Raw genomic sequence first — 19,436 nt, forward strand, 5'->3', positions numbered from 1 at the left:
AATTAATTTTTTAAATATAGTATTTTTCTTATATTAATAATGTTAAATACTTTTTTTATTAGTATTTATCTTTTTAAAATAATATAGGAAAATAGTCTATAAATATTCCACCTTATTTATCTATTTTTACCCCAATTAAATCCCCTGTTTTGAAAGTTGTACATATTATAGAGGCTCTTGGTGGCGGAGTTTATACATATTTTAGAGATTTGTCGACTTTCTTTGGAGATGAAGAAATAAATAAAAACACTGAAACTACTATTATATATAGTGGTAATCGAAAAGAAATTGATCCTCACAAAATCAAGTCTGAGTTTTCGAACGGGGTAAATCTGATCCAAATCAATATGGTTCGGGAGTTCTCGCCAATTGAGGATTTAAAGTCCGTTTATAAGCTAATTAAAGAGCTTAAAAAAATAAATCCTGACGTTATTCATCTTCATTCTTCAAAAGCAGGAGTTTTGGGCCGAATTGCTTATTTTTTCTTATTCAAAAAAAAGAAGGTTTTTTATACACCACACGGGTATTCTTTTCTAAGAACTGATATTTCAAAATCTACAAGAAATATATATTGGAAGATTGAGAAAAATTTCCAACGCATTTTTGGCGGAACTATAGTCGCTTGTGGTGATACCGAATTTGAAATTTCTAAAAAAATTGGAAAATCAAAATTAGTCCGAAATGGTATTGATTTAACGGCCGTTCATAAACAATTTGATCCTCACGAAAATAAAAAACTGACTATTGGTGTGATGGGAAGAATAACATACCAAAAAAATCCTCAATTTTTAAATGAGATCGCTTTAAAATTTCCGGATTTTAATTTTATCTGGATTGGAGATGGCGATTTAAGACCTTTGATTACTGCACGAAACATACGAGTTACAGGTTGGATTCTTGACAGAAAAACGGTTTTAAATGAACTCAATAACATTGATATTTACATGCAAATTTCCCTTTGGGAAGGATTACCAATTGCAGTTCTGGAAGCAATGGCATTGCAAAAACCTGTAATTGCAACCAATATTATCGGGAATAAAGATGCTGTTTTACACAACAAAACCGGATTTCTATTTGATGATATTAGCGAATTAGATCCATATTTTGAAGTCTTAAAAGATCCAACAACACGAGTTTCTTTTGGAGAAAATGCTTTTGTCAGATGTCATGATTTGTTTGATAAAGACAAAAACTTTAAAGAATTATTGGCGATTTACAACCAATAATTTTTGCTGCAGCCAATAACTTCCAAAAACGGAAAACCAAAATCCGCTAAAAGCAATTCCGTCAAAACGAAGTAAATAATCATCGATTAAATTTGAGGTGAAAAAGATGAGAAAAAACGAAAGTATAATCGCATTTTTCAGATCGTAACCTAAATATCCAATCGTAAAAATATACAAGACAACTACGAAAGGCCCAAGAATTCCGAATTTTAAAAGAAAATCCAGAAACTGATTGTGCGTTGGAAATTCATATTTGGCTAAAAAATGCTGATTAGTTGCTGCGTAATATTTATTTAATTCCGGTTTTCCGTCAGAAGCACCAACACCAAAAGGAAGATTTTGTAGCGATAATTCCCAAGCTGATTTCCAGATGGAGACTCTTGTTACCAGTGAATTGAAAACCTTAACTTCAGGATGATCAATCTCATCTAATTTCCCTACTTTGTCCATATAAGCAAAACTTACTGTCGAATATTTTTCTTTCATGTAAGGGTCTTTCTGAACGAATACATACAAAATTCCGAATAATACAACCAAAAGTGTTACACTGGTTAATATTAACTTCTTCAAGTTAACTCTGGATCTGATTTCTAAAAATAAGAAAATCAAAAATCCAATAAAAACATTAACCAAAGCCATTCTGGTATTCACAAAAAGCACAAAGAAAAACGACAAAACAAAAATAACAATATGCCCCACTTTAAAGGCAAACTTTTCATGATCGTAGAAACTTCGAAAAACAAAATAAAAAGCACTAACAGATACAAACGCTAAGTGCATATTTAACGCCGGAGCATGCATGCCGAGGCTGTTGGCAAATTGATATCCCATTTCCCATAAATGAATTCCGTGACTGTATTTCTCCATTAATTCCGGATACAGTACATTAAATCGAATAAAGAAAAAAAGCAGGATTAAAGTCGTGGCAATTACATAAGTCTGAAGTAATTTTAAAAAATTAACGCGTTGATAATTCCCAATAATAAACAAAGGAAAAATTATTAAAGAGGTGCTTTTTTCTATCGCTTTTAATCCTTTAGCCAAAGAATCATTGTTCCAAAAAAGTAATAATTCTAATAAAACCGGTGCAGCAATACAAGCCATTAATACTAATGCGGTTTTGGTATACTTCAGTTTTTTGTAAAAAATTAAGCTAAAAACGGCAAACAAAATGATTAACAACGAACATGGCTTTCTGAAAATCATAGCAATTGCTATCAAACACAAAAACAAATGAAATATTTTATTGAAGTTCTTTTCGGAAATATTCATAGTATAATGCAAAATAAATTAATGGAAATATGCCGATTTTGTGTCTAATTGACGATCCTAGGTCTGGCTCGAAAACACCCTGAAGAATAAAAAAAGAAAAAATGATAAGTAAAACAAAAAGCTCATATTGATACTTTTTTCTTTCTTGTAAGCATTTAGAAAAACGAACCAATAAAATATAAAATAGCAAAAGCTGCCATATTATAAACACAATAATTTGAGGTGATAAAATATGCTTTAAACCATTTATGGGAATGTTAACAGTAAAAAAGCCATAAAAAACGGCCACAACTTCGCCATACCAAGTATCTGGTTTTACGGGCGAAACAATGATTGAATTTGCATCTGACGAACCTACTCTGTCTTTGTTTACAACTTCACGGCTCATTTCGGAAAAATATTTTCCCTTTACAATTCCATAGCTCAGCGATAGAAAAAAGACAATCAGTAAACCATAAAAAATGGTTGTTATCGTTTTATTTTTGAAATTAATAAAGCTTACCAAATACATTCCGCCAGCAATTATAGGAATCAAAGCAAAATAAGGACGATATAAAGCTCCAAAAACAATTAACATCAACAATGATAATGTTGCAGTTTTTTTAAACGAAAATCGCTTATTTATACACATAAAAACAATTGGAGTGATATACAAATAAGTAATGAATTCTTTTGATGGCATCGAAATATAAATGGCAATCATAAAAATGCCTAAATAGACTAAAATGTTCTTGATATTTATTTTTTCAAAATTACCAGGAATCCCAATTTTATATAAAATATAAATCAAAAAAGGAAATTGAATAAGCGCAACAATCGGAAAACGTAAATGCCGCAAACCTGTAATTTTATAAAACAAAATCGTCAAGGGATAACTTCCAAAATACCCAATTTCATTGAATTTGTCATAAACAATTATAGCAGAATCATAGAAAAATTTTGGCGGTAAAATATAAAAAGACATCACAGCCACAACTAGATTAGCTGCTGCAATAATCAAAAATGCTGCTGTACTTTTTTTAATTACAAATCTCATTTTTTTAATATTGATTCATATAAAAGTATGTGTTTATCTACCATAAATTCTATATCAAACTGTTTCGCTCTTGTTTGACAAGAGTTAACAATATCTTCATAAAAGTTTTTTTCACTTATTAGTTTTTTAATATAAGTTGCGAGTTCTTCATCATTTCCTTTTTCAAACAAAATACCTGCTTCTTCAATAAGCTCAAACATTCCCGGAACATCTGAAGCAATAAAAGGTTTTCCAGAAGCCATACTTTCTATCGCTGTCAGACTTAAACCTTCTCCATTTGTACTTAATATTGAAATGTCGGCTGTTTTTAAAAGCTTTGGCACATCTGTTCGGATTCCTAAAAAAAAGATCCTTTCTTCTAATTTAAGTTCTTCAACTAATTTTTCAGATTTATTTCTCAAAATACCATCTCCTACAAATAGAAGTTTAATATTATTAGGTAAATGTTTCAATGCCTTTATAACTGTTTCCTGATCTTTATGTTTATTGAAACTTGCTACCTGAATTACTAAAATATCTTCAGCACTTAATATGCCTGAGATTTCATTTTTAGAATACGGCTGAGCATCATGTATTTCTTTTAAATTGACACCGTTTTGAATTACTATAAACTTCGACTTTGGCTCTCTTAAATGTTTATATATTATTTGATATACCTCGTCTGTGATACAAACAATTTTATCGTAAAATTTATAAATAAATCTGTCTATTATGCTTAAAAAACAATTTGCAATACGAGGATTTGTCGTACTATGTTCTGTTACAATTAAATTAATTTTTGAGAAAGAAAGCATTTTTGCTAAAACAATCCAATATTGTGATGGAAATAAATGGACATGTGCAATATCGTATTTTCTTAAAAAAGGCATTATTCTAAAAATATGAATTGGATTGTAAACCCTTGTTCCTAAAGAATATATTTTACAGCAATTAATCGATTTTAAAGTTTCTAAAAAAGGATAATTGTTTCCGTTTAATAACAATAGATCTACCTCAATTCCTTTTATGTTATAAAGTGGAATTGTTTCTAAAAGCAATTTTTCAGCTCCTCCGGTAGTTAAACTATTTATTACATGAAGTACTTTCATTTTAATGTATAAAAACCTTAATTCTGTCTTTCTTATATATAACAACTGCCGTAACAAAATTCCAGAAAAACGAACTGGAAACAAATGCAATCGCGGCTCCGGTCATTCCGTAAATAGGAATTAAAAATCTGTTTAAAAGAAAATTAATGGCAACGGCAATCAGTAATATAAACTGAAATATATGTTGTTTGCCGGTCATATTCAGATAAACCGGAGCGCAGCCAAATGCGGAGCAAATTCCCTGACCAATAATTAAAATCAAAAAGGGTTCTTGTGCCGCAATATATTGATGTCCGAAAAAAGACAAAACATATTCTGAAAAAATGCAAAGCAAAAAAATCACCGGAAACGTAATTCCGAAGATTAACCGAACACTTTTTTTGGTTACTTTTTTTAATTCTGATAAATTCCTGCTTGCAAAAAACTCTGCAATTTTAGCCGAAATTGTAATGTTAATCGTTAAAATAATCACTGAAACAATGGTCATTAATTTTACACCAACCGAATAAAAAGCAACGGTTTCATCATTTCGGTATTTTTTCAAAAACATAATATCAAAACACATTAATAAAAACAATGCCATTCCGCTAATCGCAATAGGATATGATCTTAAAAATACTTCGCTATGCGAAATATTTTCGATTGATTTTATGGCAGTTATTTTACTAAAATAACTAAAAACGAATACCGAACTGATAATCGCCAGAATAACAAACCCTATTAAAAAAACATCAACCAAATAAGTTTCCTTTTTCCAATAAAATAAAGCGATTGAACCTATAATCAAAGGAACATATTTAAGAATGTTTCGGAATAATTCGGCTATGTATAATTTATCCAAAGCCCGAAAAACTTCGGTGTTTAAAGTCGATAATCCATAAAAAAATAAAGTTGCGGCTCCTTTTAAAAGTATCAAATATACTTCCTGATCTGCAAAATAATTATTTATGACTTTTTTATCGATTATAAGGATTATAACTAAAACCAAAACCGAAGTCACAAAGAGCATTGCGACCATTTTGGTGTATATTTTTTTTAGTTCTTCAAGCGCATTCTGGCTGGCCAATCTTCCTTTAAAATATAAAATAGACTGATCAAAACCCAGCAAACAAATACTGCCGATTGCTAAAAGAAAGGAACGCACAAAATCGTATTGACCAACCAATTTTGGTGTATACGATTTGGTTAAAAATATAGTAAAACCAAATAACAAAAGCACTCCAAAAATTCTTAAAAACAAGGTGCTTAAACTTTGTTTTAAAAACGGATTTTGAGTAATCTTTTTTAAAATAGTATTGGTTTTCAATTGTTATTAAGGTTTGTTTTCGATTGATATTGCAAGTTGTTTTCGATAAAATTTAGAGAACAAACTCACGAAAATAAATACAAAAATGAAGAAAAGCGGAATCAATATTTTGAAATTTCCACTTACAATTTTATGATCATTTATATTTAATGTCGAATTAATTTCTTTAATGGTTTTATCAAAACTGATTAATTTCAATCTGTTTTTTCCCTGATCAACAACCAGTTTTTGTTTGGTTTTAATGATGTCACTCAATTGAATGTTTTCATTATAATAAACCAATTTATCATTTTTTGTGGCGTTTTTTACTGTATTTGTAAAACCATTTAAAACGTTGTCAATCTGAGCAATTATGGTATCATTTTGGGCAATTTCCTGTTCCAGGTTTTTGAATCCGATTTTCTGAATTGCATTAAAATAGGCTGAACTATTCAGGAATTTTATTAAGGGTTCAACTACTTCTTTTTCGTTTATTGCCCTGCCTGAAACAAACGAAATAGTATGAAATGTATAATTTTTACTGGTTACATTATCTTCAAGAACCTTTTTGACTTCGCCAACCTCAGCCATTAATTTTATAAGTTCAAAGTTTTGCTCTTTTTCTTCTATAAATTTATAAACGTCTGCAATTGGTTTAATTTCAATACTTTTTATTGATTTTGGATGCGGAATTCCGACTACATTTTTTAAGAAAACAGTATCGCCCGCAATAATTTTGGCTTGTATTAAATCGATCTTAGCATATAAATAATCTACACTTTCAAAATTTGGCGTAACAATAACCTGATTTTGAAAGGTTTTTTTATTTGAATCCAAATACCACCCCAATCCAAACCCGATAATGACTAATGTCAGGACAACAATCCAGTTTCGAACAAAAAACTGAATTGATCTGAAAACAGCAGCATTAACGCGATCGAAAAAACCACCAATACTTCTGGAAAGCTGAAAAATATCAATTTCCTGATCTGGCGTATTTTGGGGTAATTTTGTACTCATTTATTAGTTTTATTTTACGTTGAAAATTTGTTCTAAAATTTTAATAGTAATCAAATAGGTTGGTTTTACACCTGTTGTACCCAATCCGCCAGACGCTAGTGTACTTCCGGTTTCTAAAGGATTATCAGAAGCATAATAAGCATAACGAACTTTAATATCATGCGGAACGCTTTTTCTGATTTTTGATGCCGACTGAATTGCTTTTTGGTAATAAGAACCTTCCATTTCCAAACCAATTACGCCCCAGGTCGATTCGTGAAAGAATTTTAATAAATCCCTGTTTTGCAAAGATGTTCCTAAAACGGTAACCATGGCACCTTCAAAAACGGCAATGTCATTTCCTTCAAACATATCTCCTGTTAATTCATTTTCGAAGAAATAATTATCCGCCGTTCCTTCGTTTATATGTGCCGTTGGGATCATGATGTCTCCTTTTCCGCCTTCCAGGATTCCGGCTTTACCCATTATTGAAACCGATTTTACTTCTAATTTGGTGTCTTTTTTATACGGTTTCAAAAGCTCGTCAATTGTCTCATAAGCTTGTTCTCCAAAAGCATAATCCATTACAATAATAACAGGTTTTGCTTCATCAAGTTCCGCTTTTGGGAATCCGGTTTTTTTCCAGTCGATTTGAGCCGTATCAAAAATCTGAACATCGATATTGGTTCCTGATGTATCCGGTAACGAAATCATTCCGCTTTTAAGAGCCAGTTCTTCTACATGACTTCTAATTTCTTTCGCGCCGGATTTGCTTAATTCTTCATAAATAAAGAAATCAGATTTGTCTTTGAATTTCGTTTTCAACAACGGCGTTGCAAAAATCGAATTCATAACACTATGCATATTCGCGCTTATTACGTGAATTGGTCTTTTTAATAAATCATTCGCTTTTAAAACTTCCTTGATATTGGTTGCCCAAATTTCACCGTGAATATGATGTCCAAGACGTTCTCTTAAAACCGGACTAAAAGTTATGGTTCGTTTACTATTTTCGATTACTTCTTCGATCGCTAATTTTCCTAACCAATAAATAACATGCAGGAAACGATCCGGGTCATTTTCGGACCCAAAAGCATCATAAATATCCAAAACTTCTTCGAATGTTCTGCCTAAAATATTGGCAACGTGCGAAATTGCTTTTTCTTTTTCTATAAGAGGAAGTTTTTTAGTCTGCATTACCGCTTGTTCCAACTTCATCCAATCGCGCGAAACTTCGCCTCCATCATCTAATAAAACCCTGTTTTTAATTTTATGAGATTCGATGAAAATAAAAGTCAAATGCGTTAAAATATCGTAGATATCTGAACGGCCACGAGTGATTTCAACATTCATTTGTTCTTCGTCGATTCTATAACAATTCCTTCTCCTTTTTGGAGGAACAATTGCCTGAAAATGCGATTTAGAATATCCTTCGTCTGAAGTTAAATTAATGAATCGACATTGTTCAATTCCTATTGGTAAACGTTCTATAACGTACAAAAGTCCGTTAAGTTCTACTTTTTCTTCGCCTATGTTTCCGTAAATTTCCGGACGTAATGCTAATAATGATTCACGTAAACTATCGCCCGAAACTCCCATTGGTTTATAAAAACCACGGTTGAATAAGTGACGCATTGTAATGTACATTTTTTCTATAGCTGCAGATGATTCCTGCGCTCTTGATCTTGATATATGTTTGGTTTCTTTCATGCTTATTATTTTAAAAATCTTCTTTTTAAGATCTTTTGAGTATATTTTAATTAACGAAATTAGGAATTATAAATGTTAATTTGATTGAAATCTGAGAATGTCCTAATTTAATAACATTTATTTTAAACTTAGGCTTACAATTTGAATTACTTCACATTCCGCACTTTTAAGAGAGCCTTCCATAAAATAAGCTTTTAATCCTATTTTAATTCGCTCTTTATGTAATTCATAAAATGTTTCATTAAGTATCCACATTTTTGCTTTTCCTGAAGTAGGAACATGTATAGTTTTGTCTAAAATTACATTATTTTGATTATCTAAAAACTCAGGCCAAATCATCCACATTCTTTTGATTTCTTCTTCTTCAGGATACATAAAATCTGAACGATATCCCTGAATTGGATTTCCTGTTTTTCTTCCTCCTTCTTCTTCCGAGAAAAAACGATACTGGACTATAAAGTCACATTCCCGATTTCTGATTTGCTCATATGGTATATGATTATTCACTTTTGTCTCCTGTTTCAATTTATCCGCAATATCTTTATTATTAGATAAAAATTTAAATATGTGACTATTTATAATTTTCAAAATCGACTTCTATTTTTTGAAAGTTTTTATTTTCTAATAATAACAAATCTATCCTGTTTATACATTCCTGATTATGATCTGCCATTATAAAGGCGAAACCCCAAATGTCTTTTGAAATGGAAAAAGAACCGATATCTGAATTAACATCAAGTAAGTATTCATCATTCATCCAAAGGTCATTAATTGTATCAACTTCCGGATTTATTACTGCAATTGAATCAAAAAAATCAGGAAAAAAATCTTCATTTTCAGCACCGCTAAATATGTCAATTAGTAAATTTTGAGATTGATATCCGGGCCTTAAATGATACTTATATTTCATCTACTTCAAATTATCTGCAATATCTCTATTATTCGATAATCTCGGAATTTTATTCTGACCGCCTAATTTTCCTTGCGATTTCATATAATCCTGAAATCCGTTTTTAGAAACTTTGGTTACAACCACTTTTCTTAAAACATTTCCAGTGATTAAATCGTCGTAATAAATATTTTGTTTTCGCATCGAATCGTCAATTGCTTCTGCAAAAGTTTCTATATTTTCTGGTTCAGTTTCAAATTCAATCAGCCATTCGTGATAGGGCAATCCGCTTGACGGATTTATTTGTGGCGCAACTGTAAATTCGTTTATTACAATATTAGTTCCTTGTGTTGCTTCTTTCATGGCTTTTTCGACTTCGTTTGCAATAACGTGTTCTCCAAAAGCTGAAATAAAATGCTTAATTCGGCCTGAGACTATAACTCTGTGCGGAAACAATGAAGTAAACTGAACGGTGTCACCAATATTATAACGCCAAAGTCCTGCGTTTGTCGAAACAATCAAAGCATAATTTACGCCAATTTCTACTTCGCCAACCGTATAACTTTTTGGATTTTCTGTAAAGAATTCGTCCGATTTAATGAATTCGTAGAAAATTCCGGAATTCAACAACAACAACATTCCTTTTGCTTTTTGAGAATCCTGATAGGCAAAAAATCCTTCAGAAGCCGGAAACAACTCGATGCTGTCTACTTTTCTGCCAATCATTTGTTCAAATTTGGCACGATATGGTTCATAATTAACCCCGCCGTAAATAAACAGATTAAAATTCTTGAAAATCTCTCCTATCTTTTTTCCGCCGCTTTTTTCCTGTAAACGCTCAAAATACATTTGTACCCATGACGGAATTCCGGAGATGACAGACATGTTTTCATTGATTGTTTCATCAACAATGGCATTAACTTTTGTTTCCCAATCATCAATACAATTGGTTTCCCACGAAGGCATTCGATTTTTTTGCAAATATTTGGGAACAAAATGTGCTACGATTCCAGAAAGTCGTCCAAATTTAATTCCATGTTTTTCTGTCAAAATTGGACTTCCCTGTAAAAAGATCATCTTTCCATTTACAAAACTTGCATTTCCGGTTTCATTAATATAATGTAAAATTGCATTACGAGCTGCCTTTACATGCGTAGGCATTGATTCTTTTGTTAGCGGAATATACTTTGCTCCGGAAGTTGTTCCTGATGTTTTAGCAAAATAGAGCGGTTTCCCTTTCCATAAAATATTTTCTTCGCCAATTTTAATTTTCTCGATATATGCTTTTAAATCTTCATAATCTCGAATAGGAACGTTTTTTTGAAAATCTTCAAATGTCTTTATGTTATCAAAATGATGATCTTTTCCAAACTCCGTTTCTTTAGCATTTTCTATCAGATATCTAAAAGCTTTTAATTGCGTTTCAACAGGTTTATTGGCCCAAAGCTGTGTTTGATTATATATTTTACGAGCAAATAATTTTGCTGCTACAGATTTAATAGACATTTTTTATGGTATTATTTTTTGTCACTTTTGGTTTTATTTTTAGTTTTTGGGCTTGGCTCCTTCTCCATTTTTACCACTTCTTCCCTTAATTTAATTTCCTCTTCGGTCACCGTCATATTAACATCCGAATGTTCCTCAGTATTTGCTATAATAGAGTCTTTATTAAATTTTGCATATTCTAATTCGCCTGTTAAAACTTTTTGTATTCCTTTAATATAAGCTTCATTTTTCTTCAAAGCAGTTTCTAACGAATCTGATTTTATGGCTAATGCAGTTGCATTTCGTTTTAATTCAGAAGAAGAATATCCGGGAATCAGCTCGCGCAAAGGTGTAAAAGCGATTATAAAAGTGGTAATTAAAATCAAAAATATTCCGCCCAAAGAGAAAATAACAAAAACATTCATTAAGGTAAGTTTGAACGAAAAAATTTCTTCAAAAGTGTCTTCATTTAAAATTACCAATCGGTTTTTAATGAATAATTTTTTTCTGAAATTGTATTTTTTCTTAGCCATTGCGGTTCTTTATACGAGCAAATATAATAATTAATTAGTCTTGTTTATGCGAACCATTTTTGAAGGAATCCACTTAATTTAATATTTTATAAAATATTTAACGTTAACCGATATAAATATTTTAAACCAAAAACACTTTTTGTTCGTATATTTCTATATACCTTTGCGGTACAACTTATAAAACAATTTGCTTCGGCATTAATATATATCAATCATGGGAAGATTAGGTCTTACAGAAATCCTCGTAATAGTAGGTATTGTGATTTTACTTTTTGGAGGTAAAAAAATTCCAGAATTAATGAAAGGTTTAGGAAGCGGAATTAAGGAATTTAAAAATGCTGCCAAAGACGATCAACCTGCCGCTGCTAAAAAAGAAGAGGAAGAAATTAAATAAGAATATTTATATATCTTATTAATAACCCCAAATTACAATGTAATTTGGGGTTTACTTTTTTTAGAATTTGCCTATTAATTAGAATTTGAATTTAATTTTTGGAATTTTTTTACAATACCATCGTCAACTGAATTCTCTTTCTGTCTTCATCAACTTCAGTAACCTTAACGTCAACATGCTGATGCAATTTTACAACCTCATTTACATCGCTTACAAAACCGGCTTTTAGTTGAGAAATGTGAACTAATCCGCTTTCTTTGATTCCGATATCAACAAAACAGCCAAAGTTGGTAATGTTATTCACAATTCCTGGCAGAATCATTCCGGTTCTCAAATCTTTTATTGATTTTACGTTTGCATCAAATTCAAAAACCTTTGCTGACTTTCTTGGATCTAATCCTGGCTTTTCAAGTTCTTTTATGATGTCTTTTAGCGTAAGCAAACCAATTTCAGGTGTAATATATTTTTCGGCCTTAATTAAGGCTGTTTTCTCTTTGTTCGCAATCAAGTCGTTTACCGAAAGGTTCAAATCTTTTGCCATCTTCTCCACAACCGGATAAGCTTCAGGATGCACTGCCGAATTATCCAGCGGATTTTTAGCATTCGAAATTCTAATAAATGCCGCGCCTTGCTGATACGCTTTATCGCCCAGGCGAGGCACTTTTTTTAATTGTTTTCTATCTTCAAACGGACCATTTTCTGATCGATATTGAACGATATTTTCGGCCAGCTTCTCACCTATTCCACTCACATAACTTAGCAAATGTTTACTTGCCGTGTTGATATTGATTCCAACCGAGTTCACGCAGCGAATTACGGTACTATCTAATTCTTCTTTTAATTTGGTTTGGTCAACATCGTGTTGATATTGTCCTACTCCAATCGCTTTTGGATCAATTTTTACCAATTCGGCCAAAGGATCAGAAAGTCTTCTCCCAATAGAAACTGAACCACGAACAGTTACATCATAATTAGGAAATTCTTCACGCGCAATTTTTGATGCAGAATAAACCGAAGCTCCAGCCTCAGAAACAATAAAAACCTGCAGTGGTTTATCAAACGCGATTTTTTTTATGAAAAATTCAGTTTCTCTCGAAGCCGTTCCGTTTCCTATAGAAATCGCATCAATCTGATACGCATTTACCATCGAACGGATTTTTTTAATTGCCATTGCTTCCTCGTTTTGAGGTGCGTGCGGATAAATGGTTTCATTATATAATAAGTCTCCTTTTTCGTCCAGACAAACTACTTTACAACCACTTCTGAATCCCGGATCGATGGCCAGAATTCGTTTTTCGCCCAAAGGCGGCGCTAATAATAACTGACCTAAATTGTTTGCAAAAACCTGAATAGAATTGGCATCAGCCTTAGCTTTTGCTTCCTGCAACGTTTCGTTTCCAATTGCTGGATTCAATAAACGTTTATAACTATCTTCGATTGCTAATTGCAAATGCGCTGTTGTACTATTTTGTTTTTTAATGATTATTTCGTCAATAATATCATAAGCTTCGTCGATATCAACATCAACTTTCATCTTTACAAAACCTTCATTTTCGGCGCGAAGCATCGCTAATAATCGATGTGAAGGTGCTTTTGTTAAAGGTTCTTCCCAATCGAAATACTGACTAAATTTTTGTGCTCCTTCTTCTTCTGCTTTCTTTTTTACAACTTTAGTTCCAATTGTTGCTTTGCGCTGAAACAATCGTCGTAATTGTTTACGAACATAAATATTCTCATTGATCCATTCGGCGATAATATCTCTGGCGCCTTGCATCGCCGCTTCTTCATTAATAACATTTTCATTCAAATATTGTGTCGAAATAAAATCGACATCAACATCATTTTCAGACATGATAATTTTTGCCAAAGGTTCTAAACCAAATTCGCGCGCAACATCTGCCTTTGTTTTTTTCTTCTTTTTGTACGGAAGGTAAAAATCTTCAATTTCTTGTAAGTCAAAACTTTGCTCAATTTTTTGTTTCAAATCCGGCGTAAGTGCTTTTTGTTCTTCGATCGATTTTAGAACCGCTTCTTTACGTTTTACAATCGTTTCGTATTCTTTTTGAAGTTTTGCGATATTTTCAATCTGAACTTCATCAAGATTTCCGGTTGTATCTTTTCGGTAACGCGAAATAAACGGAATCGTACAATCTTCCTCTAATAATTTTACCGTGTTTTGAATGTTGATCGCTGCTGTTTGAACAGACTTGGCAATGAATTGAATATTAGTCATTCTTATTTTATTTGAATCACAAAGATGCAAAGTGTTTTACAATTTTTGCAATATTTTTTATTTATATTATTGTTTAAGGCGGGCTAAAATTAAAATAAATCTTGTAACTTTTGAATTCAATTTATTCTAACTTTTTTTGACCTGGAGGTAAGAAATTTTCTCCTGTTACTACACTTTTCCCTGTTTTGTCTTCTAAAGCTATTCGGGCATTTTTTGCAATAGCACCTCCTTTTTTGCTTGCTTTTGCATTTTCTAAAAGTCCTTTTGCTTCATCGCTTTCAGCAATTTGTCTTGTAGAAAGTTCTGCTAGAGCCGTAAAAATTAATTCTGCTTCAGACATATGATCTCTCAAATTTTGGGATCTTAATCCTTTTACTTCCTTATGTTTCTTTACAGATAATCCAGTCCATTCTTGATGAATAATATTTGTTAGCATCGCAAATTCATCCTTTTTCTCTACACCGGATTCTTTCCAATAATCAGTCAATTTATTACGAGTTTCCTGTCCTGTCATTCGTTGCTGAATCCATTTCTCGCTCCGACCCAAATTTTGCCAATTTTCACGGGCACGATCTAAACTTTGAGAAGGATCAGCTAATTCCTGAAGTCTTTCATAACCTACTTTGGCAAGCCATTGCTTAAAAGGTTCTGCTTTTGGAGAAGGAATAGATTGAATTAAACGTAACAATGTTTCAGTATCTGCAGTGTCTGTCATTCTATTTTTTCCATCATCAGCAAGCATTTTGAACTGTCGACAAACTGTCGACAGTTCAAGTCCATCATCAGTTTTGACTCTAATTTTCATTTTATACCAATAATCTCTTGGATTAAGGCTATCTGTTAAAATCTCAATCACATCTATTACAGAGAAATACCAAATTTCTTTTTCAGCGTCATAATGACTTCTTACTTTTTTTTCTTCAAATAATTGTACTGGACTCATCTTCAATTACGAATTACATTATTCTTTTTTATTTTTACTAAACAACCAAAGTAATATCTTTGTTTGAATTTTTAAGCCAATGAAAGTTTTATTAATATATTTTTTAATTGTAAATATCCTTCTTTTTATTCTTGCAGGTTACGATAAATATTTAGCCAGAAAAAATAAACGCAGAATTCCTGAAAACACGTTATTTTTTCTCGAAGCAATTGGCGGAACAATCGGATTATTACTTGCCATGTTGTTCTTTAGACATAAAACGAGTAAACCTTCATTTATACTTAAATTTTCAGCTATTGTTTTTATTCAAATCTTAATTGCTACTCTCCTTTTTATTAATAATGTTGATATTTTTACTATTGTCTTATTTTTAACTAATTAGCTTATAAAATCTAGTTATCAACAATGTTGATAACTAGATTTTATAAGGTTTAATTATTTGAATTTTAACCGTTTAAACAAAAAAACCGGATGAATTTAAAAATCCGCCCGGTGTGTTTATATTTTATTGGTGCGAAGCACCCGATTTTTTTTGACTTTTTACTGACAAGCGATTTTATTCACTCTGTTTTGGTGTCTTCCACCCTCAAACGCCGTTGCTAAAAACGTTTCAACAATTTCTACCGCTTGCGGAATCGACGTAAAACGTGCCGGAATGCTCACAATATTAGCATCATTGTGCAAACGTGTTAAATAAGCAATTTCTTTAGTCCAGCATAAACCGGCTCTTACTTTTGGGTGTTTGTTCACTGTCATGGCAATTCCGTTTCCGCTTCCGCAGATAACGATTCCAAAATCAGCTTTTCCTTCAGATACATCATTCGCAACCGGATGACCAAAATCAGGATAATCAACAGAATCTTCAGAATCTGTTCCGTAATTGGTTACTTCATATCCTTTTGCTTTAAGCATAGCAACAATTGCTTTTTTATAATCTGGTCCTGCGTGATCGTTTCCTATCGAAATTTTCATTTTTAAATACTATTAAGTTGTGTTCTGCAAATTTACTCAATTAATAAATGTTTGCCACGAATTTGACTAATTTTCACTAATTTATTTCATTATAACTTTAAAATCATAGTTTTGAAAACCGAAACGTAATTCACTTCATTCGTGAAATTCACAGCAAAAAAACTTAAATATATAACTCACTTTATATCATTAAGTTAACGTTATCAACAATTTTAATATCTCTATAAGAATCTGATAATCAATAAATAATGAGCATCAATTTTGTTAAAATTTTAGATTGTTAATACCGAAACGTAATTCGTTGATATTCAATTAACTTTAAGTTAACATTATTTGTTGATAAGTTCGGATAGAAAATTAGAAGTTTTTTTTGGTTGTGTCGAAAAAAAACCTAATCCAAAACCGGAATGAAATAACCTAATAAAGTTTCATGAATTTTTGGAAAAGTTATCAATATCAAAAATGCTATTTTCAACAAATATCAACATATGAAGTTATCTACAAAATGAATTGATTTTTGGTTGTTAACCGTTGTTAATTAAAATTCAAAATAGCTTATAAATTAGTTCTTTAACATAATATAAGTATGTTGATAACTCAAGATAACTAAGCAAAACTTCATTTCAATACTTTTAAAAATAAATTTATTCGACATATTAACACCCTATAATAACAACCATAAATTAATTAAATTTAAAATTTTCTTTTTGTTGTATTTAATATATGTTGACAACTTTGAAAATTTAAAAAGGAAAAAAATTTTTTTTGGTTTGAAAAAAGAACTGTTTAAACGATTGTAAGTGGATTATTGAGATTGTCCAGAATTTGCTGAACTTCTTCGAAATCGTTGGGATGAACTTTGAGTTTGATTCCACCCAGCGCCGTGGTGTACATGGGAACGACAGAAAGTGTCATTTCGTTTTCAAAATAATACGGAATTTGCTCCTGTTCTAATAAGTGTTTGAGAACTATGGTTTCGTGCTGATAATTGAATATGGCAATGGTTTTAAAGCTTTCCATAAAGGGTCTTTTTGTAAAGATACGAATTACAGATGACGTTTTAAAATCAATAAATAGCGCCTTTTGAAAGTTATATTTTTAATAATTTATTTGTTAAAATCTATAATCTGATATCTTATTTGTAATTTTAACTTTTTAAGAAAAGATATATGAATAAGAAAATTAGAAAGCCGATAAAAAACGAGAAAGATTTCTCAAGTAAAATAGTAAAAATTTTATCGCAAAGCCCAAATAAAGCATTCAATTACAAACAAATAGGAGCAAAGCTAGAACTTGATGATACAAAAAGCAGAAATCAGATTATAAAAGATTTAAAAATACTGGCTGCTTCAAAAAAAATAGTAGAAACTGAACCTGGTAAATATTTAGTAAAAGCAGAAAGTCAGGATTATTACGAAGGAACAATTGATATGACCAGCAGAAAAACGGCTTATTTCATTTGTCCTGATTTTAGTGAAGATGTTTTCATCCCGACCAATAATTTGAATCGTGCGCTGGACAAAGACAAAGTAAAAGTTTATGTTTATAACAGAAGAAAAGGTAAAAGACCTGAAGGTGAAGTAATTGAAGTTATAGAAAGAAATAAAACAGAGTTTGTTGGAGTTATTGACATTCAACCCAATTTTGCTTTTGTTTCTACAGCAAATCCTAAAATGTATACGGATATTTTTATCCCAAAAGATAAATTTGGAGAAGCAGAAAATGGTGATGTTGTTTTAGTGACTATTGAAGATTGGCCAAAGAGAGCTGATAGCCCGTTTGGATCTGTGGTTAGAGTTTTAGGAAAACCGGGAGAACACAATACTGAGATTCATGCTATTTTGGCTGAATACGGTTTGCCATCAGATTTTCCGGTAGAAGTAGAGGTGTTTGCTCAAAAAATAGATACTTCAATTCAGCAATCTGAGATTGAAAAACGTCGTGATATGCGTGGTACACTTACTTTTACGATAGATCCAAAAGATGCAAAAGATTTTGATGATGCCTTGTCTTTCAAAAAGTTAGAAAACGGAAACTACGAAATTGGTATTCATATTGCCGATGTTTCATATTATCTTGAAGAAGGAACAATCCTGGATGATGAAGCTTATCAACGTGCCACTTCGGTTTATTTGGTCGATAGAGTAGTGCCAATGCTTCCTGAAGTTTTATCGAATTTTGCGTGTTCATTGCGTCCGAATGAAGAGAAATATACATTCTCGGCTATTTTTGAAGTTTCGCCAACTGCACAAGTTATCAACCAATGGTTTGGAAGAACAGTAATTTATTCAGATCAGCGTTTTGCTTATGAAGAAGCACAATATATCATTGAAACAAAAGACAATACGATTCCGGTTGATATTTCTATCACAGGAAATTCTTATGTTGTTTCAGATGAAATTGTAGAAGCTACTTTAAAATTAGATGAATTAGCTAAGATTTTGAGAAAGAAAAGAATGGCCAACGGAGCTATTTCTTTTGATAAAGTCGAAGTGAAATTCAACTTAGATGAACAAGGAGAACCGGAAGGCGTTTATTTCAAAGTATCAAAAGATGCGAATCATCTGATTGAAGAATTCATGCTTTTGGCTAACAGAAAAGTGGCGGAATACATTGGAAAACAAAAGAAAACGTTTATTTACAGAATTCACGATGAACCAAATGAAGACAAATTAATTGCGATGCAAACCGTAATTGCTAAATTTGGTTATAAAATAGATTTCCGTAACAAAGGCGATATTTCGAAGTCTTTGAATGCACTGATGGAAGAAGTTAATGGTAAAAAAGAGCAAAACTTAATTGATACTCTTGCGATTAGAAGTATGAGTAAAGCCAAATATTCGACAGAGAATATTGGTCATTACGGTTTAGCTTTTGATTATTACAGCCATTTTACTTCGCCAATTCGTCGTTATCCAGACGTTATGGTACATCGTTTGCTGCAATATTATTTAGATAATGGCGCTTCTGTAGACGAAGAAGTTTATGAAACAAAGTGTTTACATTGTTCGAATATGGAAAGTTTAGCAACTAATGCTGAACGTGATAGTATTAAATACATGCAGGTTAAATACATGCAGGATCACCAGGACGAAGAATTTTTGGGAGTTATTTCAGGAGTTACAGAATGGGGAATTTATGTTGAAATTGTGTCTAACAAATGCGAAGGAATGGTGAGAATCAGAGAAATAAAAGATGATTATTATACTTTCGATGAAAAGCAATATGCTTTGGTAGGAGCAACTTCAAATAGTATTTTACAATTAGGAGATGAAATTTACGTAAAAGTAAAAAATGCGGATTTAGTTAAAAAACAACTGGATTTTCATTTTTTGCGAAGAGCAGAATAGAAGTTTAATTTAAAAAATAAA

General features: G+C 31.6%; 18 protein-coding genes. 4 read left to right on the forward strand and 14 right to left on the reverse strand.

All coding sequences use genetic code 11. The features are described 5' to 3' along the window. Positions 1–149: 149 nt before the first annotated feature. Positions 150–1,226, forward strand: coding sequence for a glycosyltransferase (locus tag ACZ0AH_RS00475; protein ID WP_463473938.1), 1,077 nt, complete (start codon positions 150–152; stop codon positions 1,224–1,226). Here ACZ0AH_RS00475 and ACZ0AH_RS00480 read toward each other — a convergent pair. From ACZ0AH_RS00480 to ACZ0AH_RS00525, 10 genes are all read right to left on the reverse strand, one after another. Continuing rightward, positions 1,203–2,432 (reverse strand): O-antigen ligase family protein, encoded by a 1,230-nt coding sequence (locus ACZ0AH_RS00480; protein WP_463473939.1) that lies wholly within the window; start codon positions 2,430–2,432, stop codon positions 1,203–1,205. The genes ACZ0AH_RS00475 and ACZ0AH_RS00480 overlap by 24 nt on opposite strands. A gap of 37 nt (positions 2,433–2,469) precedes the next feature. Further along, a complete protein-coding gene (locus tag ACZ0AH_RS00485; protein WP_463473940.1) occupies positions 2,470–3,534 on the reverse strand; it encodes a hypothetical protein in 1,065 nt (354 codons plus the stop codon). Then, on the reverse strand, positions 3,531–4,622 hold the full coding sequence (locus ACZ0AH_RS00490; RefSeq protein WP_463473941.1) for a glycosyltransferase: 1,092 nt from the start codon (positions 4,620–4,622) through the stop codon (positions 3,531–3,533). The genes ACZ0AH_RS00485 and ACZ0AH_RS00490 overlap by 4 nt, the downstream gene beginning before the upstream one ends. 1 nt (position 4,623) lies before the next feature. After that, on the reverse strand, positions 4,624–5,928 hold the full coding sequence (locus ACZ0AH_RS00495; protein WP_463473942.1) for an MATE family efflux transporter: 1,305 nt from the start codon (positions 5,926–5,928) through the stop codon (positions 4,624–4,626). Between the two features lie 6 nt (positions 5,929–5,934). Continuing rightward, a complete protein-coding gene (locus ACZ0AH_RS00500; RefSeq protein ID WP_463473943.1) occupies positions 5,935–6,927 on the reverse strand; it encodes a hypothetical protein in 993 nt (330 codons plus the stop codon). A 9-nt stretch (positions 6,928–6,936) separates the two neighbouring features. Further along, positions 6,937–8,616 carry a DUF6909 family protein gene (locus ACZ0AH_RS00505; RefSeq protein WP_463473944.1) on the reverse strand — a complete coding sequence of 560 codons (1,680 nt, stop codon included), beginning with the start codon at positions 8,614–8,616 and terminating at the stop codon, positions 6,937–6,939. A 117-nt stretch (positions 8,617–8,733) separates the two neighbouring features. Continuing rightward, positions 8,734–9,204 (reverse strand): hypothetical protein, encoded by a 471-nt coding sequence (locus ACZ0AH_RS00510; RefSeq protein WP_463473945.1) that lies wholly within the window; start codon positions 9,202–9,204, stop codon positions 8,734–8,736. Then, positions 9,188–9,526, reverse strand: coding sequence for a hypothetical protein (locus ACZ0AH_RS00515; RefSeq protein WP_463473946.1), 339 nt, complete (start codon positions 9,524–9,526; stop codon positions 9,188–9,190). Before ACZ0AH_RS00515 ends, ACZ0AH_RS00510 begins: the two co-directional genes overlap by 17 nt. Continuing rightward, entirely contained in the window at positions 9,527–11,011 is a 1,485-nt protein-coding gene (locus tag ACZ0AH_RS00520; RefSeq protein ID WP_463473947.1) for a GH3 auxin-responsive promoter family protein, read from the reverse strand. Positions 11,012–11,022: 11 nt separating this feature from the next. Continuing rightward, positions 11,023–11,523, reverse strand: coding sequence for a peptidase (locus ACZ0AH_RS00525; protein WP_463473948.1), 501 nt, complete (start codon positions 11,521–11,523; stop codon positions 11,023–11,025). 214 nt (positions 11,524–11,737) lie between these two features. On the opposite strand from ACZ0AH_RS00525, the gene ACZ0AH_RS00530 reads away from it, so the two are divergent. Next, positions 11,738–11,917, forward strand: a complete 180-nt coding sequence (locus ACZ0AH_RS00530) for a Sec-independent protein translocase subunit TatA/TatB (RefSeq protein ID WP_463473949.1) — start codon at positions 11,738–11,740, stop codon at positions 11,915–11,917. A gap of 109 nt (positions 11,918–12,026) precedes the next feature. Here ACZ0AH_RS00530 and ACZ0AH_RS00535 read toward each other — a convergent pair whose 3' ends face one another. Together ACZ0AH_RS00535 and ACZ0AH_RS00540 are read right to left on the reverse strand one after the other, a co-directional pair. Continuing rightward, positions 12,027–14,150, reverse strand: coding sequence for a Tex family protein (locus ACZ0AH_RS00535; protein ID WP_463473950.1), 2,124 nt, complete (start codon positions 14,148–14,150; stop codon positions 12,027–12,029). 121 nt (positions 14,151–14,271) lie between these two features. Beyond that, positions 14,272–15,093 carry a BRO family protein gene (locus ACZ0AH_RS00540; RefSeq protein WP_463473951.1) on the reverse strand — a complete coding sequence of 274 codons (822 nt, stop codon included), beginning with the start codon at positions 15,091–15,093 and terminating at the stop codon, positions 14,272–14,274. 79 nt (positions 15,094–15,172) lie between these two features. Between ACZ0AH_RS00540 and ACZ0AH_RS00545 the strand changes: the two genes are divergently transcribed. After that, positions 15,173–15,475, forward strand: a complete 303-nt coding sequence (locus ACZ0AH_RS00545) for a DUF1294 domain-containing protein (protein WP_463473952.1) — start codon at positions 15,173–15,175, stop codon at positions 15,473–15,475. A 158-nt stretch (positions 15,476–15,633) separates the two neighbouring features. Here the strand turns inward: ACZ0AH_RS00545 and rpiB are convergent, their stop codons facing one another. Beyond that, positions 15,634–16,065, reverse strand: a complete 432-nt coding sequence (gene rpiB, locus ACZ0AH_RS00550) for a ribose 5-phosphate isomerase B (RefSeq protein ID WP_065451793.1) — start codon at positions 16,063–16,065, stop codon at positions 15,634–15,636. 786 nt (positions 16,066–16,851) lie between these two features. Beyond that, positions 16,852–17,085 (reverse strand): DUF2007 domain-containing protein, encoded by a 234-nt coding sequence (locus tag ACZ0AH_RS00555; RefSeq protein WP_463473953.1) that lies wholly within the window; start codon positions 17,083–17,085, stop codon positions 16,852–16,854. Positions 17,086–17,234: 149 nt separating this feature from the next. Between ACZ0AH_RS00555 and rnr the strand changes: the two genes are divergently transcribed. Then, positions 17,235–19,415, forward strand: a complete 2,181-nt coding sequence (gene rnr, locus ACZ0AH_RS00560) for a ribonuclease R (protein WP_463473954.1) — start codon at positions 17,235–17,237, stop codon at positions 19,413–19,415. Positions 19,416–19,436: the final 21 nt, after the last annotated feature.

The organism is Flavobacterium sp. AC105 (assembly GCF_979258495.1).